This is a genomic window from Sinorhizobium medicae (genome assembly GCF_007827695.1).
GTDB classification, from domain to species: Bacteria; Pseudomonadota; Alphaproteobacteria; order Rhizobiales; family Rhizobiaceae; genus Sinorhizobium; species Sinorhizobium medicae.
Genome location: NZ_VITA01000008.1, coordinates 83,500 through 109,644 on the forward strand (window position 1 = coordinate 83,500; position 26,145 = coordinate 109,644).

Annotated in this window: 22 protein-coding genes; 3 read left to right on the forward strand and 19 right to left on the reverse strand. The window is 60.9% G+C overall.

Going from position 1 to position 26,145, the window contains the following annotated elements:
- Positions 1-2: 2 nt before the first annotated feature.
- Together secDF and yajC are read right to left on the reverse strand one after the other, a co-directional pair.
- Positions 3-2,579 carry a protein translocase subunit SecDF gene (gene secDF, locus FB009_RS15720; protein ID WP_011975344.1) on the reverse strand — a complete coding sequence of 859 codons (2,577 nt, stop codon included), beginning with the start codon at positions 2,577-2,579 and terminating at the stop codon, positions 3-5.
- Between the two features lie 160 nt (positions 2,580-2,739).
- Positions 2,740-3,072 (reverse strand): preprotein translocase subunit YajC, encoded by a 333-nt coding sequence (gene yajC, locus FB009_RS15725; protein ID WP_011975343.1) that lies wholly within the window; start codon positions 3,070-3,072, stop codon positions 2,740-2,742.
- A 336-nt stretch (positions 3,073-3,408) separates the two neighbouring features.
- Between yajC and FB009_RS15730 the strand changes: the two genes are divergently transcribed.
- Entirely contained in the window at positions 3,409-4,284 is an 876-nt protein-coding gene (locus FB009_RS15730; RefSeq protein ID WP_145161674.1) for an ATP-binding protein, read from the forward strand.
- Positions 4,285-4,687: 403 nt separating this feature from the next.
- On the opposite strand, the gene FB009_RS15740 is transcribed toward FB009_RS15730, so the two are convergent.
- From FB009_RS15740 to FB009_RS15815, 15 genes are all read right to left on the reverse strand, one after another.
- Positions 4,688-6,217 (reverse strand): LysM peptidoglycan-binding domain-containing protein, encoded by a 1,530-nt coding sequence (locus FB009_RS15740; RefSeq protein WP_011975341.1) that lies wholly within the window; start codon positions 6,215-6,217, stop codon positions 4,688-4,690.
- A 235-nt stretch (positions 6,218-6,452) separates the two neighbouring features.
- On the reverse strand, positions 6,453-7,103 hold the full coding sequence (locus FB009_RS15745; protein ID WP_011975340.1) for a biotin biosynthesis protein BioC: 651 nt from the start codon (positions 7,101-7,103) through the stop codon (positions 6,453-6,455).
- A gap of 162 nt (positions 7,104-7,265) precedes the next feature.
- Positions 7,266-7,919: a protein-L-isoaspartate(D-aspartate) O-methyltransferase gene (locus tag FB009_RS15750; RefSeq protein WP_011975339.1), complete on the reverse strand. Its 654-nt coding sequence runs from the start codon at positions 7,917-7,919 to the stop codon at positions 7,266-7,268.
- Complete coding sequence (surE, locus tag FB009_RS15755; RefSeq protein WP_011975338.1) at positions 7,916-8,686, reverse strand: 5'/3'-nucleotidase SurE; 771 nt, start codon at positions 8,684-8,686, stop codon at positions 7,916-7,918. Before surE ends, FB009_RS15750 begins: the two co-directional genes overlap by 4 nt.
- 101 nt (positions 8,687-8,787) lie before the next feature.
- Positions 8,788-10,071, reverse strand: a complete 1,284-nt coding sequence (gene serS / locus FB009_RS15760; protein WP_011975337.1) for a serine--tRNA ligase — start codon at positions 10,069-10,071, stop codon at positions 8,788-8,790.
- A gap of 131 nt (positions 10,072-10,202) precedes the next feature.
- Entirely contained in the window at positions 10,203-11,045 is an 843-nt protein-coding gene (gene tatC / locus FB009_RS15765) for a twin-arginine translocase subunit TatC (RefSeq protein WP_011975336.1), read from the reverse strand.
- Positions 11,042-11,710: a Sec-independent protein translocase protein TatB gene (gene tatB / locus FB009_RS15770; protein WP_011975335.1), complete on the reverse strand. Its 669-nt coding sequence runs from the start codon at positions 11,708-11,710 to the stop codon at positions 11,042-11,044. The genes tatC and tatB overlap by 4 nt, the downstream gene beginning before the upstream one ends.
- A 72-nt stretch (positions 11,711-11,782) precedes the next feature.
- A complete protein-coding gene (locus FB009_RS15775) occupies positions 11,783-11,989 on the reverse strand; it encodes a twin-arginine translocase TatA/TatE family subunit (protein WP_011975334.1) in 207 nt (68 codons plus the stop codon).
- 238 nt (positions 11,990-12,227) lie between these two features.
- Positions 12,228-13,337, reverse strand: a complete 1,110-nt coding sequence (locus FB009_RS15785) for an ABC transporter ATP-binding protein (RefSeq protein WP_020487294.1) — start codon at positions 13,335-13,337, stop codon at positions 12,228-12,230.
- Between the two features lie 76 nt (positions 13,338-13,413).
- Positions 13,414-14,142, reverse strand: coding sequence for an SMC-Scp complex subunit ScpB (gene scpB, locus FB009_RS15790; RefSeq protein ID WP_018011134.1), 729 nt, complete (start codon positions 14,140-14,142; stop codon positions 13,414-13,416).
- Complete coding sequence (locus tag FB009_RS15795) at positions 14,135-14,953, reverse strand: segregation and condensation protein A (RefSeq protein ID WP_011975331.1); 819 nt, start codon at positions 14,951-14,953, stop codon at positions 14,135-14,137. Before FB009_RS15795 ends, scpB begins: the two co-directional genes overlap by 8 nt.
- 101 nt (positions 14,954-15,054) lie before the next feature.
- Complete coding sequence (gene nagZ / locus FB009_RS15800) at positions 15,055-16,089, reverse strand: beta-N-acetylhexosaminidase (protein ID WP_011975330.1); 1,035 nt, start codon at positions 16,087-16,089, stop codon at positions 15,055-15,057.
- 120 nt (positions 16,090-16,209) lie between these two features.
- Positions 16,210-19,110, reverse strand: a complete 2,901-nt coding sequence (locus FB009_RS15805) for an SPOR domain-containing protein (RefSeq protein WP_011975329.1) — start codon at positions 19,108-19,110, stop codon at positions 16,210-16,212.
- A 63-nt stretch (positions 19,111-19,173) separates the two neighbouring features.
- A complete protein-coding gene (argS, locus tag FB009_RS15810) occupies positions 19,174-20,931 on the reverse strand; it encodes an arginine--tRNA ligase (RefSeq protein WP_011975328.1) in 1,758 nt (585 codons plus the stop codon).
- Between the two features lie 98 nt (positions 20,932-21,029).
- Complete coding sequence (locus tag FB009_RS15815; protein ID WP_011975327.1) at positions 21,030-22,247, reverse strand: deoxyguanosinetriphosphate triphosphohydrolase; 1,218 nt, start codon at positions 22,245-22,247, stop codon at positions 21,030-21,032.
- A gap of 215 nt (positions 22,248-22,462) precedes the next feature.
- On the opposite strand from FB009_RS15815, the gene erpA reads away from it, so the two are divergent.
- On the forward strand, positions 22,463-22,792 hold the full coding sequence (gene erpA / locus FB009_RS15820) for an iron-sulfur cluster insertion protein ErpA (RefSeq protein ID WP_011975326.1): 330 nt from the start codon (positions 22,463-22,465) through the stop codon (positions 22,790-22,792).
- A 15-nt stretch (positions 22,793-22,807) separates the two neighbouring features.
- On the opposite strand, the gene FB009_RS15825 is transcribed toward erpA, so the two are convergent.
- Entirely contained in the window at positions 22,808-24,271 is a 1,464-nt protein-coding gene (locus FB009_RS15825; RefSeq protein WP_011975325.1) for a phospholipase D-like domain-containing protein, read from the reverse strand.
- A gap of 185 nt (positions 24,272-24,456) precedes the next feature.
- On the opposite strand from FB009_RS15825, the gene xth reads away from it, so the two are divergent.
- Positions 24,457-25,248 (forward strand): exodeoxyribonuclease III, encoded by a 792-nt coding sequence (xth, locus tag FB009_RS15830; RefSeq protein WP_011975324.1) that lies wholly within the window; start codon positions 24,457-24,459, stop codon positions 25,246-25,248.
- 34 nt (positions 25,249-25,282) lie between these two features.
- Here the strand turns inward: xth and exoR are convergent, their stop codons facing one another.
- On the reverse strand, positions 25,283-26,086 hold the full coding sequence (gene exoR, locus FB009_RS15835) for a two-component system ChvIG regulator ExoR (RefSeq protein ID WP_011975323.1): 804 nt from the start codon (positions 26,084-26,086) through the stop codon (positions 25,283-25,285).
- Positions 26,087-26,145 lie beyond the last annotated feature (59 nt).

Below are 26,145 nucleotides of genomic sequence, written 5' to 3' on the forward strand. Positions count from 1 at the left end.
GATCAGACGGCACCCTTTGCTTCTGTCTTCGACGGCGAATCCGGATTGTTCGGGTCCTCCGTGCCACCAAGCCGACTGTTTCGGCGGTTGAAGAGAATGAGCAGCGGTCCGGCGACATAGATCGAAGAGACTGTGCCCACAAGTACGCCGAATATGAGCGTCGCACTGAAGGTCTGAACAAGAACGCTGCCCCCGAACAGATAGAGCGCGACGAGAGCAAGCATCGTCGTCAAGGACGTCAGAACGGTTCGCGAGAGGGTCTGATTGATCGACGTGTCGATCAGGACTGAAAGCGGCATCCTTCGATAGCGCACCAGATTTTCCCGAACTCGATCATAAATCACCATGGTATCGCTCAGCGAATAGCACACGATCGTCAGCAGCGCCGCAATGCTGGCGAGATTGAATTCAATGCCTGTCAGCCCAAGGAATCCGAGGGTCAGCAGCACATCGTGCAAGGTCGCGACAACGGCTCCTAACGCAAATCGCCGGCCGAAACGAAGCCAGACATAAAGCAGAACGCTCAGCACCGCAGCAGCAAGAGCAAGCGATCCTGCCCGCGTCAGCTCCCCGGAAACGCCGGGACCGACCACCGCGACACGCCGGAAGTCATACTGATCCTCGAGCTCTGCGCGAACGAGACCAACTGCCGTCTGCTCGGCATTGTCGCCCGCTTCCTGCGAGGGGATACGGATGAGAACGTCTCGCGCCGAACCAAGTTCCTCGATTTGAACCTCTCCGAGGTTCAGTTCGTCGAGGCGGGCACGGATGTCGGCACGGTCAGCCACCCCGGTTCGCGCCCGCAGCTCGATAACGGAGCCACCTCTGAAATCTGCTCCCATGTTGAGCCCGAGGCTTGTCAGGAGGACCAGCGAAGCAAGCGACAAAGCTGTCATCAAAATGAAAACCGGATTACGGATCGCCATGAAACGGAAGTCTGCCCGACTGAAAAATCCCGTCCGAATGCCCCGTGGCAGCCGGTGCGGCCGACGACGGCGATACCAGCCGCGGATAAGCCGGCGCGTCAGGCTGTGCGCGGTTAGAATGGTGGTAAGGCTGCCGACGGCAAGCGTGACCGCAAACCCGCTGAAGGCGCCGGAGCCGAGAGAGAGCAGGATAACGCCCGCGATGAATATCGTAAGGTTCGAGTCGACGATGCTTCTCAAGACGCGTTCGAAGCCATCGTCCAGCGCCCGTCGCAACGGCTTGTCACTGCTGCGTGCCTCTTCCCTGAGACGCTCGTAGATGAGAACGTTCGAGTCGACCGCAATTCCGATCGTGAGGATAATCCCGGCAATTCCGGGCAAGGTCAGCGTGGCGCCGGTGACGGACAATACCGCGATTATCAGTACGACGTTGACGATGACGGCGACGACTGCGACGAGGCCGAAGAAGCCGTAAAAGCCGATCATACAGGCCGCGACCGCAAGGGCGGCGATCAGGCCGGCCGTGAGGCCATTTGCAACTGCGTCGGCCCCGTCCTCCGGGCCGACAGTACGTTCCTCGATGACGGTCAGCGAAACGGGAAGCGGACCGGCACGGATCAAAGCGGCGAGATCGTTGGCACCATCTTCCGAGAGATTTCCGGAAATCCGGACGGCATCACCAGAGACGGCGCTGTCCAGAACGGAGGTCGAGATGACCTGCCCGTCGAGTACGATCGCAAACTGCTTCCTTGGATCCGACTGCAGGATCGGAGCAATCCGCTCGGTTGCGCCCGCCGCGATCCTTACATCTACGACAGGTTCGGCCGTTGCGGGGTCGAAGCCCGGCTGTGCCTCGACGAAGTCCGGTGCTGCAGCGAAGGCTCGTCGCTCCACGAGGTAGGGGATGGGTGGATCGTCGAGCGAATAGAGGACCTCGGAAGCTGCCGGCGGCCTGGTGTCGACGGCCTGCTGTGCCGGCATCGACAGGTCCAGCCACCTCAGAGCGACGTCGCCCCGCTGGGCAAGAAGATCTTTGAGCCTTTGCGGCTCGTCCAAACCGGGCACCTGCACGCTGAGGCGGTCATTTTCCCGACGCTCTATCGATGGTGCAACTGCGATGACCTCGCCGACGCGCCGGCGCACGACCTCGACGGAACGGGCAACCGCGGCGGAGACCCTGAAGTCGATGCCTTCGTCGGTCAGGCGAAGCCGAAGCGTGTCGTTGGTCGCGCTTTCTTCGTAGACCAATTCCTGGATGGACTTCCCAAAGAGGCCGTCCTGCTGAACGGGAGCGGACAAAGCCTTCAACGCCTCACGCGCGGCAGGCGCCTTCGTTCCGTCGCGGAGACGAAACTGCAGGCTCCGCCCGCTACCTGACAGACCCGTATAGTGGATATCCGCCTGCCTCAACGCATCGGCGATGGCATCGATCGTTGAATGCAGGCGCTCCGCAACGATGTCTTCGCGGTTGACCTGCAGGACAATATGAGAGCCGCCACTGAGATCGAGGCCGAGCGGTACCTGCCGGTGCGGCAGCCATGTCGGCCAATCGGCAAGCTGCTCCCTGGAAAGAAGATTTGGCAGCGCACAGGCAAAGCCCGCCAGGACGACCAGCCAAATCAGAATGTTCTTGAACGGCGAAAACCTGGGCATACGTCGAAATGCTCCATCCGCCGGTCTCAGCCGGTCGCGACCCCTGCCCTAATCAGGTGATTTTGGCCTCAGACAGATCCAAAATCAAACGTGATCCATGCCGATAGCAAGCGCGGATGCGGGCGAAAAATCCGCGCACGCTTCTCAGTCCCGCGACGGGCTATTCCTTGACGGGCTCGCCCTTCACGCGAACTTCGGAAACGCCGCTGCGGACGACGCGGACCTTAGTGCCCTCGGCGATTTCCACCTCGAGTTCGGTATCGTCGACGACCTTGGTCACCTTGCCGACGATACCACCGCCGGTGACGACCTGATCGCCGCGCCGGATGTTCTTCAGCAGTTCTTCGCGGCGCTTCATCTGTGCACGCTGCGGCCGGATGATCAGGAAATACATGACCACGAAAATCAGCAGGAATGGCAGGATGGACATCAGAATATCGGCGCCGCCGCCCCCAGGGGCCGCCGTCTGCGCGAAAGCTTCGGTAATAAACATCGATCACTCCTTGAGTTCAATTGCGCGCTTGCCCCCGCGGCAAACCTGCAGGAATATAGGAAAGCCGTGCCGCAACACAAATCACCTGCACTCTTCCCCGTTTCTCCTGCCTCTGGCACAAATTCCGCAGCAGGAGAACCCCTTGGTTGCAGGCTGCCGGTCTTTTCCAGCGTAAACCGCCGTGCTACCGAGAAAAACGCCGCCGGGCAGCCTCAATGGATTCGACCGGAAGACGGATGTCGCGGCGTTTCAAGAATTTGCCTAAGCCTGGCGCTTGCCCGTCATTGCGCGGGTCAACTGCCGATTTTGAAGTTCAGCCTGCCGGAGAAGTATGAAATGCCCGAAAGCAAAATCGACGTCCTGCTCGACGAAATACACAGGCTTTCGGCGGCGCTGGAGCGTATCGCCGGACCGGCATATGCCGTCAACGACTGGAATGAGGCCGACTGCTTCGTCTGGGCTCCGGCGACGCGCCATCTCCAGCCCGTACCGAAGCCGAACCGTATCGATCTCGCACTCATTTCCGGCGTCGACCACGTACGCGACATTCTCTTCGACAATACCCTCCGCTTCGCCCAAGGCTATCCCGCCAACAACGTGCTCTTGTGGGGCGCGCGCGGCATGGGCAAATCATCCCTGGTCAAGGCAGTCCATGCAAAGGTCGCACATGACGCGGACAGCGCGCTCAAACTCGTCGAAGTGCACCGGGAGGACATAGCCACTCTGCCCGTGCTCATGGAAATCCTCAAGGCGGCGCCTGTGCCGGTGATCGTATTCTGCGACGATCTCTCATTCGACCATGACGATACGTCTTACAAGTCGCTGAAGGCAGTCCTCGACGGCGGCGTCGAAGGACGTCCGGCAAATGTCCTGCTCTATGCGACATCCAATCGCAGACACCTGCTACCCCGCAACATGATGGAAAACGAGCAATCCACCGCCATCAACCCCTCGGAGGCCGTCGAAGAAAAGGTGTCGCTGTCCGACCGCTTCGGTCTTTGGCTGGGTTTCTACAAATGCAGCCAGGACGATTATCTGGCGATGGTGGACGGATATGCCCAATACTTCAAATTGCCGGTCGAGCCCGAAAAGCTGCATGCCGAAGCTCTTGAATGGGCGACGACACGGGGATCGAGGTCCGGCCGCGTCGCCTGGCAATTCATCCAGGATCTGGCCGGCCGCCTGCGCAGGCAGCTCGACACGCCGGCCTGATACACGCGGGGATGCGGGCAGAGAACCACGCCCGCCTTTCCTCACCCCGCGCTAGACTAAGCTACCCTTCATGGATTGACGGCCCGGATGCCAATGGCTTCGAACGGACCCTCATTGCGCGTCGCGATGGCAGCCGAACCGTTCGCCCGCGCAATGGCCTCAATTGCACCATCCGGAAAAGTCACCTGAACGCCTCTCCGCTGTGCGTCCGCCACTGCATTTTGCTAGCGGCTTAGGTCACTTGACTTCGATCAGATCGATGCAGCGGTAGCTGCCACCAAGGCTGCCGTAGCAAGGCTGCAACGATCGAAAACGCCGCGCGGCCTGTCAGCCGCGCGGCGTTTTCGATCGTCTCGTGTTTGCTCTTAAGTCCCGTACGGTTCGGGATACGCGCCTGCTATACCTATTCGAGATAGGTCACCGGGTTGACCGGGGTCGCATTCTTGCGCACCTCGAAGTGCACCTGCGGCCGCGATGCCCTGCCCGTCATGCCTGATGATGCGAGCGTCTGCCCGCGCTGGACCTTCTGACCGCGTTGCACCTTCAGTTCGGCAGCATTGCCGTAGACCGTTACGGTACCGTCATCGTGGCGCACCAGAACGGCATTGCCGAGCTCCTTGAGGCTGCTGCCCGAGTAGATCACGACGCCGTTCTCAGCCGCCTTGATAGGCGTACCCTCCGGAACCGATATGTTGATACCGTCATTCCGGTTGCCATCGACATTGGCGCCATAGGCAGCGACGACCGCGCCACGGACCGGCCAGCGGTATTTCCCGATGCCGGTCGACTTCGGGAGATCTTCGTTGACATCCGACTTGATGGCGACTTCGGACACGCTCTCCTTGGCGGCAGCCGCCTTGGCTTCGGCCGGCTTGGACTGCTCCGTTGCGGCAACCTTGGCTTCGTTCTTCTTGGGCGAGACAGAAGCCGTGACGACAGCGTCGGTCGCTGGCGTATTGGCCGAAGCGCTGGGGATATTGAGTTTTTGTCCGATGCGGATGGCTTCCGTCGTAAGCCCGTTTGCCTGCTTCAGAGCAGCGACCGAGACACCGTTCGCCTTGGCGATCCGGTTCAGCGAGTCGCCCGGCTTGACCGCATAACCGCCAGTGCCGCCGCCCTCGCCAGCGCTGTTGAGCTTGCCTGCGGCCACATCGCTGCGGCTTTCGTTCTTTTCGCGAGATTGGGACTGACCGGGGAGGATTGCGACCTCGCGCTGATCAGTCGGCAGCGGCGACGGGCGCCTCTTACCACCTTCCACGTCGGCGATCGACCCCGATGCAGCCGCCTTCGCGGCGCTGCCCGCGGCGCCAAACGTCGGAATGACCAGGCGCTGGCCCGGCTCTACCTGGCTTGACGATTTCAATCCGTTCGCCCTCAGGATCTCCTTCTCGGGGACGCCGAACCGTCTGGCGAGAACGGTCACCGTGTCGCCCTGACGGACCAAGATCGTCGGCGCGTTGGAGGCACTCCACCCCCCCTTGCTCGGAATATCCCTGGCGCCCCCCGACTGCGGCTGCGACCTCGGAAGGGCGGCGGCCTGCGAGTCGAGAGAAGCGGTCCGAACCTGCTGCTGCCCGGATGTGGCGGACGGCTCGTCGAGGCTCGTACGCTGGACGGCCATAGGCGTGGATGCGACACGAGCACTGGAGACCGGCGCCGCTGCCGCATTGTAGCCGCCGCCAGCGGGATAGGATTGACCGACCGACGCGCTGTTTCCATAGGAGGGCGCTGCATCGCCACTTGCGACATCGCCTCTCGGCATCGTACTCGAACCCTGCGGGATCGAGCCTGTCATTATGTCGTCAGACCGCGAGAAGAGCCCGCCGAAGCGGCTGGCGTCAGAACTGCAACCGGTCGCTACACCCGCAAGCAATATAGCCGCGCAGAGACGGATCATAGACTTGCCTGCCTGGGGAGATTCAAATTTACGCATGACGCTTTACCCACTCCGAACGCAACTCGCTGTAGAATGATTAAAGCGCATTAGAGTTACCGCCCGGTTAAGGGCGGCACGATTCTGGCGAAATGCTAACCATAGGGCGTCCAAACAGGCGCTTTCCAGCCAGATGCAGCACGCAGGACGCGAAGATGAAACGCTGGAGCGGGATGAGAAAAATATCGCGGCCTTTCCGCCCGCATCCCCCATTGGAACCAATCACGTTCGTGCTCTAGATCAGCTCGGAATACAACCGTTCTATTTCGGTCATCAGCCTGGGCTCCGGCGCCTCGTGCTCATAGCTGATGTTGGATGCATCCCAAGCGAAATACGCGCGTTCGGCCGGCGGCGGCGCGGTTGCCGGCGAGAGGGCAGTCTTATTCTCTTCGAGGAAAACGCTGACCAGGCCTTCGAAGTTGGCGCCGATATCGAGGCCGCTTTCCACATCATATTCAAGCGAGCGCAAACCCGCGACCGCCGCCTCGCGCGTTCCGAAATAGCGCAGGCTATTCTGGTCCTCCGGCCGAAGGTTGTCATAGTAGTCGATGAAGCCCCTATAATAGGCCCTGTAATCAGCGGTTTGGGCGAACTTGCCGAACGCCTGATGTTCGCGCGCCGCAAGCTGCGGCGAAAGATGGTTGTTCCACTCGTCTTTTGTGAGAGGCGGCAATTTCTCGAGCGTTCTCTTGGTCCGGCCGAGGTAAAGCAGCGCATCAGCGGAAAGCGAAATCCGGGGCGTTGGATCGAGAAAGCTTGCCGGCGGAAGCTGCGCCCCGCTCTCGCTCTTGCTTGCGGCACCGGTCTGGTCGGCCGGCCGCCCGGCGAGATTGCCCAAGCCGTCTCCAGCCGCAGCGGCAGCGTTCAATCTGTTCCCGACCTGCATATGCCGTCTCCGCCGTTCGCATGACGCGCGATGCGGAAGGAATGCCCACACGCGACATGATCATGCTGTCCGGCCTAGGACTGCAAGCTTGCGCGGAGCTGGAGCGAGTTAAGATTCTATTAAGATCGTATGGTGCGCTTGTTCTGAACACGCCGAGCCGCTCTAAAGGAACGACGCTACCTGGGGGACGATCGGAAGGTAAGGCGCATCGAACAGATCTTCCCGGTCGAAACGGCTGCCGGTGCGGTTGACGCGAACGATCCGGCAATGCGTTTCGCTCATCATGATCGGCACAAGCAGGGTACCACCGGAAACGAGGTGATCAGAGAACATCCGCGGAAGGCTGTTGAACGCAGCGGTAATGAGGATGCGGTCGAACGTGCCCTCGCCCGGAACGCCTGCGCTACCATCCGCCTGCCGGACGACGACGTTGCGGATGCCCGCCTTCTCCAGGTTCTTTTGCGCCGATGCGACCAGCGTCTGATATCGGTCGATCGTCAGCACGCGCTCGGCGATCCGCCCCATAACGGCCGCCGTAAAGCCGCTGCCGGTTCCGACCTCGAGTATACGCTGGCCGGACTTCAGGTTGAGACAGTGCAAAAGCCGGACGGCCATGTCGCAGCCTTCCATGAAGGAACCGCAATCGAGCGGGATCAGCCGCTTGGAGTAGACTTCGTCCTGATATTGCGGCGGAGCGAAAAGCAGCCGGGGCGTCTGCTCCACGGCCTTCAGAAGCTCATGGTTGACGATGCCGCCCGAGCGAAGCCGCAGCACCATCGCTGCAAACCCCTCCTGTTGGGAAACCCGTGCGTTCAAGCGACCGTCCCTTTCCGCAATGCGCGCGCTATAAGATCCTGAACGGCATGATCGGTCATATCTAGTTTAAGCGGGGTTACCGATATCTTGTTATCCCGCAACGCCCGAATGTCGGTGCCGGAACGGAAATCGCCGGCACGCTCGCCGAAACGCAGCCAGAAATAGGGAAAGCCGCGTCCATCCGTCCGCTCGTCGATGCTGAGACCGAAATCGAGCTTGCCTTGCGATGTGACCTCAACTCCCGCAACGGAATCGACGGCGCAATTCGGGAAGTTCAAATTGACAAGCGTTCCATCCGGCAGGTCGACATCCATCAATGTGCGGATGAGAGCCGGCGCGTGCGTCTCCGCCACATCCCAGGGAACCTCCCGGCCGACGGCGTAGTGATATGCCTGGCTGAGGGCCATCGAGCGAATCCCCTGCAACGTGCCTTCGATCGCGCCCGCCACGGTTCCGGAATAGGTTACGTCGTCTGCAAGGTTGGCGCCGATATTGACGCCGGAAAGAACGAGATCGGGCTTTCGGTCGAGGATCTTCTTCACCGCCATGATCACGCAATCCGTCGGTGTGCCCCGGAGCGCAAACCGCCGTTCTGAAACCGGGCGCAGGCGCAAGGGCTCCGAAAGCGTCAGCGAATGGGCAAGCCCGCTCTGGTCCACTTCCGGCGCGACGACCCAAACATCGTCGGTTATCGTTCGAGCGATCCGTTCGAGCACGGAAAGACCTTCCGCGTGAATGCCATCGTCGTTCGTCAGCAGGATGCGCATTGCCGGTCTTCTTCCATTTATGGTGCCGGAGCACTTCCCGGAAAACCGTCTAACGGGTTCTCTGCTCCGGCAGGTCTCGATTTCACAAAGCTGGGCCTGCCCTAAGCAGCCTTCTCGATCCGTCGCAGGCCGCCCATGTAGGCTATGAGGGCGTCTGGCACGGTGATAGAGCCGTCCTCATTCAGGTAATTCTCGATGACGGCGATCAGCGCCCGGCCGAGGGCGACGCCGGAACCGTTCAGCGTGTGGGCGAACTTCGTCCCCTTTTCTTCTTTTCCGCGGTAACGCGCGTTCATTCGGCGGCCTTGAAAATCGCCGCAGACCGAGCACGAAGAAATCTCGCGATAGGCGTCCTGTCCCGGCAGCCAGACCTCGAGATCGTACGTCTTGCGAGCGCTAAATCCCATGTCGCCGGTGCAAAGCGTCATCACACGGTAATGCAGGCCGAGACGCTTAAGTACCTCCTCGGCACAAGCAGTCATCCGCTCGTGTTCGTCGAGCGCGCTCTCGGCATCCGTGATCGACACCAGTTCGACTTTATTGAACTGATGCTGGCGCAACATACCTCGGGTGTCACGGCCGGCGGAGCCGGCCTCGGAGCGGAAGCATGGGGTCAAGGCCGTAAAGCGCAGCGGCAGCTTTTCGCCGTCGAGGATCTGTTCCCGGACCATGTTCGTCAGCGGGACTTCAGCCGTCGGGATCAACCAGCGTCCATCAGTCGTGCGGAAGAGATCATCAGTGAATTTCGGCAGCTGGCCGGTGCCATACATCGCATCGTCGCGGACGAGCAACGGAGGCTGAACCTCGATGTACCCATGTTCCCCTGTGTGTAGGTCGAGCATGAACTGGCCGAGCGCGCGTTCCAGGCGCGCGAGCTGACCTTTGAGGATCGTGAAGCGCGACCCGGCGATTCTCGCCGCTCCTTCGAAGTCCATCAGTCCCAGCGCTTCGCCGATCTCAAAATGCTCGAGCGGCTTGTGGTTCCATGTGGGCTTGGCCCCGACCACACGTGTTACGACGTTTGCGCTTTCGTCCGCTCCGACGGGAACATCGTCGAGCGGTGCATTGGGAATGCGCGACAGCGCATCGGTAAGCTCGGCTTCGATCCGTCGGCTTTCCTCTTCGGCGGCCGGCAGCGTGGTCTTGAGCTCGGCGACTTCGGCCTTGAGCCTGTCTGCCAACTCGCTGTTCTTCTGGGCCATTGCGGCGCCGATTTCCTTGGACGCGGCATTGCGGCGGGACTGCATGTCCTGCAGCGACTGCAGAATTGTCCGGCGGCGCTCGTCAAGAGCGATCAGGGATGCCGACAATGGCCCCGCACCCCGTTTCGCCAGGGCGCTATCGAGGACGTCTGCATTCTCACGGATCCATTTGATATCGAGCATAGTCGTTCCACGCGTTGGTTACTGCATTTCCTCGGGTCGATCGACGAGATCATACAGTCATTCAGAATGCCGCAGCGCGCCCTGCCCGTTCGGAGCGGAGCGCTGCAGTAAACGGCGCAAGAACTCGGCGGTCAGCTCTTGGCGGCGTCGGCCGTCTCGGATGAGCTTTCCTGCTCTGTGGCAGCCTCGCGCTCGACGGCCTCGGCAGCCCGTCGCCTTTCAACGATTCGCGCCGTATAGATTGAAATTTCGTAGAGAAGGATGGCTGGCAGCGCAAGGCCGATCTGGGAAACCGGATCCGGCGGCGTCAGAACCGCCGCAACTACGAAGGCGATCACGATCGCGTATTTGCGCTTTTCGGCGAGCCCTTGGGACGTGACGAAGCCGACACGTGCCAGAAGTGTCGTCACCACAGGCAGCTGGAACACCAGCCCGAAGGCGAAGACCAGTGACATGATGAGGCTAAGATACTCGGATACCTTCGGCAGGAGCTGGATCGCCACCTCCCCCTCGCCGCCGCCCTGCTCCATCGCCAGGAAGAACCACATGACCATGGGCGTGAAGAAGAAATAGACCAGCGCGCCGCCAAGCAGAAACAGGAGCGGCGAAGCGACGAGAAACGGAAGGAAAGCAGCGCGCTCGTTCTTATAGAGACCAGGTGCGACGAACTTGTAGACCTGTGAGGCGATGACGGGAAACGCGATCACCAGCGCACCAAACATTGCGACCTTGATCTGGGTAAAAAAGAACTCCTGCGGCGCGGTGTAGATAAGTTCGACGTTCCGATGGCTGAGCCCTGCCCAGCTCACGGCCCATTTGAACGGCAGAACAAGAAGGTTGAACAGCTGCTTGGCAAAATAGAAGCAGACAAGGAAGGCGCCAAAGAAGGCACCTACCGCCCACATCAAACGTGTGCGCAGCTCGATCAGGTGCTCCAAAAGCGGCTGCGGCCGGTCCTCGATCTCGCGGCTCATGCATCACCTTTCTTACGCGAAACCGCACGCGTCTTCGCTTTGCTCACGGGAGACGCCTCGCTCGGCGCCTTGCGCGCCGGCGACTTCTTCGGGCGCGCCTCGCCAGCGGCGTCCGCCGCGGCCGAAGCGCGTGGCTTCTTCAACGGGGCGGCCGACTTCTTCGACGCCGTTTTGGGCTTGGCGGCAGCTTTCGGTTCGCTTGCCTTCGAAGCCTCGGCGGCGCGGTCCATCTGTCTGGATGCAGAGCTTACGGCAGCCGCCGTCACTTTATCCGTTCCCTTCGCAGCCGTCTCGCCGACCGCCTCGGTCCTAGCCGGCTCGACCAACGGCTCCGGAGCAGGCGGTTCTGACGCTTTATCGGGCGTGGTCGCCTTCTGAAGATCGGACTTGATTTCGTTTCCGAGCTGCCGCAGCGGGTTCATCGCATCTCGCAACGCCGTCGTCGGGTTAAGGCTTTGCGCGTCGCTGATCGTCTTTCGAACCTCGTCGAGATCGGCTTCACGCAAAGCCTCATCGAACTGTCGCCGGAAATCAGACGCCATGCCGCGCATCTTGGACGTCATCCGCCCAAACGCGCGCAGCATCGGCGGAAGGTCCTTCGGCCCGACGACGATAATCAAGACGATTGCGATAACAACAAGCTCGGTCCAGCCGATATCAAGCATCCGACGCGCCCTACATACCCGTGATGCGGCCTACCGGGCGCTTGTCGCACCCGGCTCCGCCACTTTCGACCGTCAGCGGACTTCGTCAGACTTGTGGTCGACGGTCTTGCCGTCGATCGATTTATCGGCCGCAGCGGCGTCTTCGTCGCTCATGCCTTTCTTGAAGTTCTTGATGCCCTTGGCAACGTCGCCCATCAACTCCGGAATCTTGCCGCGGCCAAACAGCAGCAGGACCACCGCAAGGACGATCAACCAGTGCCAGATACTAAAGGAACCCATCCACTTACTCCCTCGAGACCCTAAACGCATTAGAGCCCGCTACGTTGTCATTTTTCAGGCGCACCCAGGGGCAGCCACACTCTACGGCGCCGTGCGTCTTATCAGACGCACCAAGGTCGCTGTAGCACTTTGATCTGCTGCACGTTTTGTCCTTCAATCGGATCCGATTGAAGGAAACATGCAGTAGCGCCATGCATCGAACCGATTCCAATTTTCGGGCCGATGCGCTAGGCGGACCCTAAGGTGTTGATGCGTCTTTTTCAAACACCAATATATCGCGCTCGTTAACGGAAAGCGTGATGTCACGCAATCCTTGCGGCAGCAAATCGGCACGGATGCGAGCCCTGACCGTTCGTTCGGACTGCGGCACGGCAAGTTCCAGAAGCTCAACGACCCCGAGGAAGCGCCTGGACACGATCCGCGCCGGAATTTCTCCGCCCTCCTCGTCAAGATGGATGCCGGAGAGCCGAACCGCTACGTTCAGCAACTGGCCTTCCGCATATTGTCCCGCAGCCACAACTCCCAGCGGTGTTTCGACACGGCCATCGCGCACGCGACCGTCGAAGACGTTTATCTCCGAAAAGAATCCGGCAGTGAAAAGATCGCATGGGCGGCGATAGAGCTCGTCAGCCGTGCCGACCTGTATCAGCCGGCCGTCTCTCAAAAGCGCGATCCGGTCAGCCATGCGCATCGCCTCCTCGGCATCATGCGTTACCACGATGGCGGTCGCCCGCGTTTCGCGCAGGATCGCAAGCGTGTCGGCGCGAATGGAATCCTTCAGGCGCGAATCAAGGCCGGAAAAGGGTTCATCCATCAGGAGAACCGCCGGCCGCGGCGCAAGGGCACGGGCGAGCGCTACGCGCTGCTGCTCGCCGCCCGAGAGCACATGTGGATACCGCTCGGCATAGTGCAGAAGGCCCACCCGCTCCAGGGCAGTATCGGCTTGCATCAACGCCTTGTTCTTCGGCAGTTCGGTCAAGCCGAAACAAACGTTCTCGCGGATGGTCATATGAGGGAAGAGCGCGAAGTCCTGGAACATCAATCCGACGCCGCGTTTTTCCGGCGGGACGAAAACGGAAGGACCTGATATCTCCTGCCCGTTCAGCAGAAGGCGCCCGCCCGTTTGCATCTCGATGCCCGCGGCAATACGCAACAGCGTTGTCTTGCCTGAGCCGGAGGGTCCGAGCAGGCAGAGAACCTCGCCGGCTTCAGCCTTGAGCGTGACGCCCTTTATCGTATCCTTGGAATGGTAGCGATGGCTGATATTCTCGAATGCAAGATTCGCCGCGAACGACACTCCAGAGCGCCTCGTCATCATGACGGCGCCGTTGCGCGCATCTGAAGCCATGCTTTGCATTCCTCGACCCGAAGACGTCATGCCGTCGGTGCTCTAGACCTAAAGACGATACCCATACTCAGGATTTCTAATCGTCTTCTTCAGCCTTCGGTGTCAAGAGGCCCAGCTCTTCCAAGTCCATCTGGGTTATCGGATCCTCGTTATCGGAAAATTCATCCTCGCCGACGGGAACCGGAATATTCAGGCTGGAGGGAACACGTCCCGATAGAAGCCCGGCTCCCTTCAACTCCTCGATCCCCGGAAGATCGCGGATCTCTTCGAGGCCGAAATGATCGAGAAAATCTCTCGTCGTCCCGAAAGTCACCGGACGCCCTGGCGATCGCCTGCGACCGCGGAACCGAACCCACCCTGCCTCCATCAGCACGTCCAAGGTACCCTTCGAGGTCTGGACGCCGCGTATGTCCTCGATCTCGGCGCGTGTCACCGGCTGGTGATAAGCGATGATCGCCAGCACTTCCAGCGCGGCGCGCGACAGCTTTCGGACTTCTTGCTCCTCCGTCTGGACGACGAAGGACAGATCCGCGGCGGTACGGAAGGCCCAATGGTCCGCGACTTGAACGAGGTTTACGCCGCTGCCTGCATACCGGCTTTTGAGCCGCGCCATAACGCTTCCGACGTCGGTGCCACGCGGCAGCCGGCCGGCAATATAGGTTTCCGAGACCGGTTGAGCGGAGGCGAAGACGAGCGCTTCGGCGATCCGCTCTGCCTCCCGCTCGAGCCTTGGCGCGACCGAAGCTTCTTCGGCATCGTCCTCTCCATCCGGTAACACCGGCAGGATCTTCTGGGCTTCAGCCACGCGCCGCCTCCATCTCCGCAAGGGTTGCCGCATCGATCGGATTTGGTCCGCGCCGCAGATAAATCGGCGTGAAAGCGCCCTCCTGGCGGATTTCCAATTGCCCCTCGCGCACCATTTCGAGCGATGCAGCGAAAGAGCTTGCGATTGCCGTCGCGCGCTCCTGCGGGCTCGTCATGTAGCGGATCAGGAAGTGATCCAGCGCCGTCCAGTCGTCAAGGCTGCCGACCATCCGCGCCAGGATCAAACGCGCATCGCCGAGCGACCAGACATGCCGTCTCTCGATCGTGACCTGGGTTATCGCCTCGCGCTGCCTGAGCGTCGCATAGGCCGTCAACAGGTCGTAAAGCGAAGCTTCGTATTCTGACTTTCTTTCCGTGAGGATGTGCTCGGGGGCGCCGCGCACGAAGATGTCCCGGCCAAGGCGATTCCTGTTTACGAGCTTCGTCGCAGCGTCGCGCATCGCTTCCAGGCGCTTCAGACGATAAGCAAGCGCCGAGGCCAGTTCCTCGCCCGATGGCCCTTCGTCCTTCGCCTGCTGCGGGATAAGCAGGCGAGACTTGAGATAGGCAAGCCATGCGGCCATGACGAGATAGTCGGCCGCAAGTTCGATCCGGATGGACCGTGCCCGCTCCACAAAGGCGATATATTGTTCCGCGAGAGCCAGCACCGAGATACGCGAAAGATCGACGCGTTGGCTGCGCGCGAGGTGCAGCAAGAGGTCCAGCGGACCTTCAAAACCGGCAATGTCGATGACGAGCTCGTCCTCGTGCAATCCGCGACGCGCAGACTCGTCCTGCCACAAAGGCTCCATTGGCGCCTTCACGGAAGACTGTACTTGCCTTTCGCCCGAATTGGTCACGACCCCGACCCTTGCCCTTTCAACAACGGTCCCATTCACTCAGGCTCAGCAGCCTAGGCGAGCGCGAACATTGCGTTAAACTCTGTGCGCAGTGCAGCTTCGACCGAACTGTCCGGTTCCCGGAAGGCTGCCTCGGCAGCCTTAGCCCGGCGGAGCCTCTCCCCGGAGATGACCGGAACGACATCTGCCACAGCTTTCATTTCCTCCATAATGCCATGACAATGCAATACGAGATCAAGACCGGCGGCGATTATTCCGCGGGCGCGTGCGGCCATGTCCCCGGCAAGGGCATTCATGGAAACGTCGTCGGACATCAACAGGCCGTCGAAGCCAATATGGCCTCGAATGATCTCGCGAACGACCTTTGTGGAGGTCGTTGCGGGGTTGTCCGGGTCGATTGCAGTGAAGACCATGTGCGCGGACATGGCCATCGCTTCATCCTTCATCGCCGCAAAGGGAAGAAAATCGCTACTCTTCAATTCATCGAGGCCGGCGCTGACGACCGGCAGGCTGTGATGCGAATCGACGAAGGTTCGGCCGTGACCGGGCATATGCTTCATGACCGGCAGCATGCCCCCAGCCTTCAACCCTTCGCTCATGGCGCGGCCGATCTCAGTGACCGTCGCCGGATCATGCCCATAGGCGCGGTTGCCGATCACGTCGTGGCTCCCGGGAACCGGTACGTCGAGTACCGGCAGGCAATCGACCGTGATGCCGAAGCGCATCAGGTCGAACGCATGCAGGCGTCCCATGAGCCACGCGGCACGCACACCGAGTTCACGATCCCGGCGATAGATTTCGCCGATCGCCGCGCCATTGGGATATTGCGCGACGAGCGGCGGGCGTATGCGCTGAACACGGCCGCCCTCCTGATCGATCAACACCGGTGCTCCCGGGTTACCTATGCTGTCGCGCAGGCTCGCCACCAGGTCGCAGATCTGCTCTTCCTCGCCGATATTCCGTCCGAAGAGAATGAAGCCCCATGGGCGCTCGCCGGCGAAGAAGTCGCGCTCTTCCTGCGTCAGCGTAAGGCCCTTGCAGCCGGAAATGAATGCTTTTGATTCGCTCATGCGAAAAGCATACTGCATGTTTTCCCGAAGCGTAGCCGGCTTTGAGCCTTTACGGAGTCGTGCACAGCGAAAATCTCCTGACAACGAGAAAGGGCGCGGCATTCCTGCCGCGCCCGTTTTCGTTGCCCCGCTTACGCATTACTTCGTTACGAGGCAGCTTCCGCCCGCGCTTTTGTAGCGAGAGCAAAGCGAATTGGCCTCCTCCCGCGTACCGACCGGTATCCTGACCCGGTAATACGTGCCCTTGCCAGCGATCTCCGCCTTGCGGATGTCCACGCCGCGACCGCCGATCACGCTCGCATACCTGGAGGAAAGATTGTTATAGCTCTTCTGCGCCTCGGCCTCCGAAGGCAGAGAAGCAATCTGAATCACGTAGCTGCCGGCCGGAACCGAAGCCGTCGCCAGCGGCGAGGCTGCCGTTTCGGTGGCGGGCTGGTTCTCCGCGGGAGTCGCGTTGGAGGCAGCCGCTTGCGGCTGAGCGGCCGGGCGTGCCTGAGGCAGCGCGGACGTTTTCACACTCCGAACAGGGGTCGCCCCGTCAGCCGCTGCGTTGGACGGATCCGGCAGCGCGGCTGCCCGAAGATCGGCTCCGGCTCCGGCCACGGTTGCTTCGCCTTGTGAGCCGGCCGCAACGGCTTCGCCGGAGGCACGAGCCGGAATCGGCTGCGCAACCGCCACGCTTTCCGGCTGCTGCGCCGGCTCTTCACGCGGGACGAGCGTGCCGTCCGGCTTGACGATCATGGTGCGGACCTTGCGCGGCGCAACGGCTGGAACCGCCTCCTCTGCATCCGCCGTCGCATTGCCGGCATCTCCATCCGGCAGCAGGCGAGCGACTTCGTCCTCCTCGCCGGGCAACGCACCCTGCAATGCGCCCTCTTCTGCGCGACCTTCCAGCGGTAAGGTCTCCGGGGTCAGCGTACGTTGCACCACATCCATCGGCTCCTCGGTCGAGGAGACCAGGCTCTGCTGGAGCGGCGCCTTGCCCGAGACACCGGCAACGCGGTCGTAAACTGCCTTGTCCTGGTTCGGCACAGTCTTGCCGCCCTTCTCTTCGGGTACGACCTTCACCGGCGCCTTATCCGCAAGGATTATCTTCGGACCATCGCCGGAAAGGACAGCGTGACTGCCGCCCATCCAGGCGTAGACTGCAGCGCCGCCGATGATGATGACGCCGGCTACACTCGCGGCGAGCATCATCATGCGCTGGGAGCGGCGGCCATAACCTTCTTCAACATATTCTTCGGCCTGCGCATGGGGCATCACCGTCATGCCTTCGGCTTCCGGAACCGAGGTCCGTCGCTCTGCCATGGATCGCTGGAAATCCTCCTCCATAGCCTTCTCGAACTCGTCGAAATCATCAGCCGAAGCGAATGTAGATCCCGCTTTATCCGCCGAAACAGGCGCGGATGCGTGGTCTGCGGCGCTCCGGGCGGGGGAAGCAGGCGCACTGAACAGTTGAGCCATCTCGGCATCGATGTCGAGATCGTAGTCGGCGGGATATCCGGCCGCCTTCCCCTCTGCCTCGACCGCGGGCAATTGCGGGACGTCCAGTTCGGCGATAGGCGCGACCCCCGTCTCCGTCTCGCCGATCATCGCCGGGTCGAAAGGCAATACGACCTCGGCAGGCTTCATTTCGGGCTCCACGGGCACAAAAGGCTCAGGCGCCGGGTTTTGCGGCCTGCGGACGATTGTCTCCGGATCGCCCGGCATGTTCAGAGCCTGCAGATAGGGCTGTGCAGGCGTTTCGACGAGCGCCGGGTGGGAGACGGCCGGGTGCGCAGCGACGACGCTCGCAGGAGCCTCATCAACAGGGCCGTCCGCAAGATCGAGCGCTATGTCGGCCAACTCCAGTTCGAAGTCTTCGATGTCGAAGCTCGGCTCGACTTCCGCTTCAGGCGAGCTGTCCTGAAGCACCGGAGGCGCCTCTTCCGCACGCAGTGCGCGTGCATCTTCCGGGGGTTGGCTCGGCACGGCAGACACCGGGCCAACAGCGGCCGCACTCGCGATGACCGCATCGACAGCCGGCGTTGCAAAAGCGCGCTGCTGCGAAACACCGCCAGGTGACGCCACCGGCGTCGCGCGGCTGAATGTCGGCGTAAAGGGGAAGTTATTCTTCTTCACGACCGGAGCAGGCCGATCCTGAATTTCGGCCACGACGGGGGCCGCAGCCTCTGCTGCCGCCGGGACCGGGAAGCGCTCGACATCGGCCAGGAGCCGGTCGGCGTCTGCTGAAGCCGCCTGCTGCGGAAGCATTTCTGCAGGCGCCGCGGCAATATCCGCACGCTCAACACCCTCGAAATGACCGGCCATGTCGACATAGACCGGTTCCGCCAGCCCGGCCCGCTCGGCGAGTTTGCCGGCGACGGCCAGCTTTGAGGAGAGCGGCTCCTGCCAATCGGCGAAAACCGGCTCATCACTTAGGCCGGCAGCAGGGTTTGCGTCAGCCGGGACAACAACCGACTGCACGGCGTCCGTGTCATCAGGTGACGCATCGTAGCCCAGCGACAATTCGAGCTCGCGCTCTAGGTCGACGGCAGGCTCCTGATGCGATGCCATTGCGCGTTCGGCCACATCGGCATTGGATGCAGGGGAATACCGCTCTGACGCAAATGCTGCATCGTCACTCGGCGCCTCTTCGATCGGCGTCTCGATGGATGCATACTCGGCACCGACGGCGACCTTTTCGACGGCCGGAACGGCATCGGTGGCGGCTGAATCCGGAGCGAACTGTTCTTCGAATACGGCATGCTCCCGATCATCGGACATGCCGTCCGAAGGATGCCCGACAAGGCCGCTATCGGGCCGGACGGGCAGTGCCTGGGGAGCATCGTAACTGTCGAACGCGCGAAGGAGCTCCTCCTCGAGATCGAAAACCGGCTCGCGCCGCATCGCCTCCTGATGGCGCTGCAACTCCTGCAATTGCTGAACGGCTGGCCGAGCATCGTAACCGACAATGCGGGCAAGTTCGCTCAACGGATCATCATCGGCTAACCTATCGAATTCCGCCGGTCCGCTTCGTGCGAATTGTTTGTCTGCCATACTCTCCACTCACAACTGCCTGCGTTGAATTGCCAGTGCATTGTGGGGAATTGGTGACACTACTTACCGCATCTCATCCGGTGCCGAAGTCCCTGTAATCGACAGGCCCGACTTCAATACCGAGGCGACAGCATGCACCAGCCCGAGTCTGGCAATGCTTAATTCTCTATTCTTATCGTTAACAAAACGTAATGCCGGGTTTTCCTTACCTTTGTTCCAGTGGCCATGGAAGACCGCCGCAAGATCATACAGGTAAAAAGCGATTCGGTGCGGCTCATGCGAGAATGCTGCGGCCTCCACTACACGGGGATATTCTGCGAGCTTGGCGACGAGCTGCATTTCCGTGGGATCGGCAATAGCGCCCGCCGCGCCGGCGAGATCGATGGACGACAGATCCAGGTCAGGAAATGCTTCAGCAGCCTGGCGGAAAACGGAACGGCAGCGCGCATGGGCGTATTGCACGTAAAAGACAGGGTTGTCCTTCGACTGTTCCGTCACCTTGGCAAAGTCGAAATCGAGAGGCTCGGAGCTCTTGCGGTACAGCATCATGAACCGGACGGGATCGCGCCCGACTTCGTCCACGACTTCGCGCAGCGTCACGAAATCGCCCGAGCGCTTGGACATCTTCACCGGCTCGCCATTGCGGTAGAGCTTCACGAGCTGGCACAGCAGCACGGTCAACTTTGCCGATCCGCCAGAGATCGCACGCGCAAGCGCCTCCAGCCGCTTTACATAGCCGCCGTGGTCGGCGCCGAGCACGTAGATCATTTCGTCGAAACCGCGGTCGAACTTGTCCTTGAAGTAGGCGACGTCGGCTGCGAAGTAGGTATAGCTGCCGTCGGATTTGATAAGCGGGCGATCGATGTCGTCACCGACCTCGGTCGAGCGGAAGAGCGTCTGCTCCCTGTCTTCCCAATCTTCCGGCAACTGGCCTTTCGGCGGCGGCAGCATGCCTTTGTAGACATGCCCCTTAAAAGTCAGATCGTTGATCGCCGTGCGGATTCGCGCTGCACCGTTGTCGTGCAAGGCCCGCTCGGAAAAGAACACGTCGTGATTGACATTGAGTGCCGCAAGATCCTCCCGGATCATCGCCATCATTGCGTCGATGACGCGCTCCTTGACGAGCGGCATCCATTTGTCCTCCGGCATGATCCTGAGGCTCGTGCCGTACTCGTCCGCGAGCGCCTCTCCCGCCGGTACGAGATAGTCGCCGGGGTAGAGGCCCGCCGGAATCTCGCCTATGTCCTCGCCAAGCGCCTGACGATAACGCAGGAATGCCGACCGGGCGAGCACTTCGATCTGCGAACCCGCATCGTTGATGTAGTATTCCTTGGTTACGTCGAAACCCGAAAAGGCCAAAAGATTGGCAAGCGCGTCTCCGACGACCGCACCGCGGCAGTGGCCGACATGCATAGGGCCGGTCGGATTGGCCGAGACATATTCCACGTTGATCTTGCGGCCGGCGCCTAATGCGCTGCGACCGTAATCGACGCCGGCGCGCGTTATGACCGCCAGAAGCTTCTGCCAATAGGAAACCGACAGGCGGACATTGATGAACCCGGGACCGGCAACGGAAACCTCGGCGACTTCCGGATCCTGTGCCAGCTTGTCGCCAATAAGGTCCGCCAGCGCGCGTGGGTTCATGCCGAGCGGCTTGGCAAGCACCATTGCCGCATTGGTCGCCACATCACCGTGACTCGCATCGCGCGGCGGCTCCACATTGATGCGCCGAAAGTCCAACTCGGATCGCTTTTCACGAATAACATCAATCGATTCCAGAATTCTATTAATTCTCGCTTCGAAGTCGGTGAAAAGGTTCATTTAATCCGTCCGCTTTTTCCAGCCACACTGGAGAATGGCGCAAATTCAAAAGGAGGCCGGGTCAATCGAAAACCCGCGGCCTCCACGCGGGGGCGTCACTAGCGCAAATCGGGCGTGTGGTCAAACAAACGCCTATGCACGCTGATCGCGAAAGTATCCGTCATACCGGCGAGATAATCCCCCACATGGCGGGCCCGGGCCGGCTCCTCCATCCCCGCGATCTGATCGATCCAATAGTGTTCCTTCATGAGCGAAGGATCGTCCATGAAGGCACGGTAGAGGTCCGTCACGATCGATGCCGCTCCCTCTCGTACCCGCATGACCTCCGGATGCCGGTAAATGCGCGTCATCAGCAGATTTTTGATCTGACGGTCCGTCTCGCTCATTTCGTCCGAGAAGGTCGCGATGACCCTGCCGGCGCAACGCACGTCCCTTGCGCTTGCGGGCCGGACGTCCGCAAGCCCTCTCTGCGAAACGCCGATGACGTCTTCCACCATGGCGGTGATCTGCCGCCGCATGATCTCATGCGTGAACCGGCTGCTTTCAAGGCCCGGATAGCGGTCGCGAACCTCGTACATCAACCGGGCGAGAAACGGTATCTCCTCCAGCATTTCGAAGGTGAGATAGCCGGCGCGCAGACCGTCATCGATATCGTGGGTATTATAGGCGATATCATCGGCGATTGCCGCAACCTGCGCTTCGAGGCTTGCAAAGCTCGCGAGTTCGAGATCGTGAAGAGCACAGTAGTCGAGGATCGGCTGCGAGACCGGGCCGCGAAGCCCCTGGCCGTCCGCCGTCGTCAGGGGGCCGTTATGTTTGACGAGCCCCTCGAGACTCTCCCAAGTGAGATTGAGGCCATCGAACTCCGCATAGCGCCGCTCCAGCTTGGTGACGATTCTCAGCGACTGCGCGTTATGGTCGAACCCTCCATAGGGCTTCAGGACCTCGTCAAGCGCGTCCTCGCCGGTGTGCCCGAAGGGAGTGTGGCCGAAGTCGTGGACGAGCGCCACGCCTTCTGCGAGATCCTCGTCCAGGTTCAACGCTCTGGCGAGTGCGCGCGCGATCTGGGCGACTTCGATCGTATGGGTTAGCCGGGTGCGGTAGTGATCACCGTCGGCGGCAATGAAGACCTGCGTCTTATGCTTCAACCGCCGGAATGCCGTTGTATGCACGATCCTGTCGCGGTCGCGCTGGAAATCCGAACGCGTCGGGCTCGACGCCTCGGGATAGAGCCTGCCACGCGAAGCCCACGGGTTCGAAGCATACGCTGCATGTTCACCGTAACCGAAACCAAGGGCCTGCCTGTCGACTGTCATTTCACACCTGCGTGACTCATCCCATTGACGGGACATTCAAGCCTTCATACCTATAGAAGACGCTACAGGAAAGCGACGCCGGCCAGTGACTCCGCCCCTCGGACAGAGCCATCGCTTGGCCGCGAGCCCGAAGTTCGCCTGTCACAGCATGCGATTGTAGCGCGAGAGCGAAGATGAATCTCTCCGGATCTTGACCCCGGCAGGAGGCAAAGAAAATGCACGAAACAGTGACCCTTTCCGATGCGGCCGCGAGGCGCATTGCCGCCATTCTCCAGGCGGAGAAGGACAAGAGCGCGATGCGCGTCTCCGTTGAAGGCGGCGGTTGCTCGGGCTTCTCCTACAAGTTCGATCTGGTTGACGCGGAAAATGCCGACGACCTCATCCTCGAAAAACATGATGCCAAAGTCCTGATCGACAGTCTCTCGCTGGTCTATATGGGCGGCTCCGAGATCGATTTCGTCGACAACCTGCTTGGACAGTCCTTCCAGATCAAAAACCCGAACGCCGTCGCAAGCTGCGGGTGTGGGACAAGTTTTTCGGTCTGACACTGCGCGCCACCGCTAAAGATATGGCGATCCGAGCCAGAGCAAGCGATTCGCCAGGCGGTTGACGAGCGGCTGCGCGCGCAGACCTGCAAGCGTCACCTCGTCCGCGGTCGCTCGTATTGCACAGACCTTTTCACCGATCGCACGGGCGAAGGCTTCGTCGAGTATTTCGAGATCGAACTCGAAATTGAGGCGCAGGGAACGGGGATCCAGATTGGTCGAACCGACATAGGCCCAGCGATCGTCGATGACCAGCAGCTTGGAATGGTTGAAGGCACCTTTCGCCCTCCACACTCGGCAATGGCCTTTCAGCACCTGGTCGAACTGTGCCGTCATCGCTCGGTCGACGAGTGTCAGATTGTTGACGGAGGGTACGATGATGTCGACCTCGACGCCTTTCCTTGCAGCAGTCACCAACGCGCTGACCAATTCCTTGTCCGGCAGGAAATATGGCGACATCAACCGGATATGCTTTCGCGCAATCGAAAAAGCGCCCATAAGCATCTTGTGATTGGTCTCATTGGTGTTGTCAGGCCCCGAGGGAACTGCTCGCATCAGCACCGACCCCACATCCGGCTCAACCGGGAGGTCGGCAAGGCGCCAGGCGTCACCCGCCAGCACCTCTTCGCTCGAAAACTGCCAGTCTTCCGCGGCAACCTGAAAGATGTCGGAGACGACCGGCCCGGTTACTTGGAAATGCGTGTCGAAAGAAGCCGCGCTGCCTACGATTTCAGCGGCAAAACCTGCGCGAATGTTCATGCCCCCGGCGAAGGCGACCGCGCCATCGATGACCACGATCTTGCGGTGGGTCCTGAGATTTGCATAGGGCAGCCTCAGACCCATGATGATATTGCCGTTGAAGACGGCGGTCGGCACGCCCCCTTCCTTGAGGTAGCCCACGATACTCGGCACGGAGTAGCGAGCGCCGACGGCGTCAATCAGGACGCGCACGCTGACACCGCGTTTGACTGCGGCGATCAGGGCGTCGGCAAAACGCATGCCGATGGCATCACGGTCGAAAATATAGCTCTCGATGAGAATACTTCGGCGGGCGGACGAAATCGCGTCGAGCATCGCCGCATAGACCGCGTCGCCGCCCTCGAGCATGGTGATGCGGTTTCCGGCTGACATCGTAAAGCGTGCGACCCGGTCCCCAAGCATCTTCATTGCCGCAAAACGCTGCCCGAAGCGCGCCACCACCTGATCATGCGTGATATCGAAGCGCCCGAACGGGTCCCGCTCCGTCGAGCGCAGCAAGGAACGCTGCAGGCCGATGGACGAGCGGCGCATCCGGTTGATACCGGCGACCGCGTAGATGACTGCACCGATGACCGGTGACAGGAGGACGACCCCGACCCAGCCGGCGGCCGCACGCACGTCATCCTTCGTCATAGCGGCATGGATGATCGCCGGAACGCCCAGGGCGATGGACAGCAGTGCCAGAAAATGCGGCCAATAACTCTCTACGAAAGCGATCATGCGCGGGACTATAGACGGACGCCGAACGGAATCAATTCGGGTGTTCAAGGGTATACAGGCCTTAAAAGCAGTCGGCCTGGCGCCCGACGATGTCGCAGACCCCGGATTTGTCAAAAGAATTTTCAGCGGCTAGAACGACGTCACCGAGGAAGACTCAAAACGCGCATGAGAGGCAAGGCCGTCCAATGAAGATTGCCACATGGAACATCAACGGCGTCAAGGCGCGTCTCGACGGCCTCGTGGGCTGGCTAAAGGAATCAAATCCCGACATCGCCTGTCTGCAGGAGATCAAGTCCATTGACGACGCATTTCCGAGAGGTGAGATCGAGTCGCTCGGCTATCATGTCGAAACGCACGGTCAGAAGGGATTCAATGGCGTTGCGCTGCTTTCCAAGCTGCGACCGGACGAGGTCAATCGCGGATTGCCGGGGGACGCTTCCGACGAACAGTCACGCTTTATCGAAGGCGTGTTCTCGGTCAACGGCGGTGCGCTACGCGTCTGCTGCCTCTATTTGCCGAACGGAAATCCGGTAGAGACGGAAAAATACCCCTACAAGCTTGCATGGATGCGGCGCCTCGCCGCCTTTGCGGAACAAAGGCTCATGCTCGAGGAACCACTCATCCTCGCCGGTGACTACAATGTCATTCCGGAGCCTCATGACTGCTGGGACGTCAAGGTCTGGCGTAACGACGCCCTGTACCTGCCCGAGACCCGCGCCGCCTTCCGCCGTCTGCGCAATCTTGGTTTCACCGACGCCGTGCGCGCGACCTCCGACGAGGCGCCGCTCTATTCGTTCTGGGATTATCAGGCCGGCTGCTGGCCGAAGAATCTCGGCATCCGCATCGACCACCTGATGCTGTCGCCGGAGGCGGCCGACAAGCTCGTGTCGACCTCTATCGAGAAGCACGTCCGATCCTGGGAAAAGCCGTCCGACCACGTACCTGTGACGGCTGAATTCGCATTCGAGATCGCTTAGGGGGGTATCGGGAATACCCGAAACCCGAAACGACTCAATCGTCGTCGCTCTGCAGATGCATATTCTGGGACATCGTTATCGCGACGCGGCGGTCGTCTTCGGTTGCGAGCGAGAATGCCTGTTCCTGCATCGCCTGAAGCCAGGGCCTGTCCTTGGGCGAACATTGATCGAGCGCGGCGGTCATATAAGCGAGACCGCGTGCGGTCTGGCCTTCCTGGAAAATGACGTTGCCGAAAACGCCCATGGCACCGGCATGTCCATTCTTGCGCGCCCGGTTCAGCCATTTCTTGGCCTGCTGGACATTGACGCTGCCGCCCTCGCCCGAAAGCAGCATGCGCGCCAGTTGGAACTGCGCTTCCGCCACGCCGAAGGTGGAGGCCGCCTGGAAATACAGCTGCCTGGCCTGCGACAGGTCGGATCCGACGGGGGTATCGGGAATGCCGCGCCGGTAATAGCCGGCAAGCGAGATTAGAGCGTTGACGAAATAGCCCGTGTCTTCCGATCCGGGCTCGACACCCTGTTGCGCGATTTCGCTGTAGATCTTGAATGCCTCGAGGTCATTCTCCGCGACACCATCGCCATAGGCATACATATTGGCGAGAGCCCAACGGGAACCCGTATGACCCTTCTCGGCAGCATATCGATAGGCCTCGACTGCTTCGTCCTTCCTGCCGTCCTTATAGGCCGAAAAACCGAACTTGAAGAGCGCGAAGGGACCAGACTCCTTCGTTACCCCGGCTCCGGGGTCGAAAGCTCGTGCAGGGCCGGCCGTGGCACCAACCGCCATCGACAGGCCCAGCACCGCAACTCTCAGCGACTTCATTTCACCCGCGCGCATAACAATCAGTTTCTTTCGTTCGAGCCGGCCAAGCCGACCCCATCACCGTCGCAAAGATC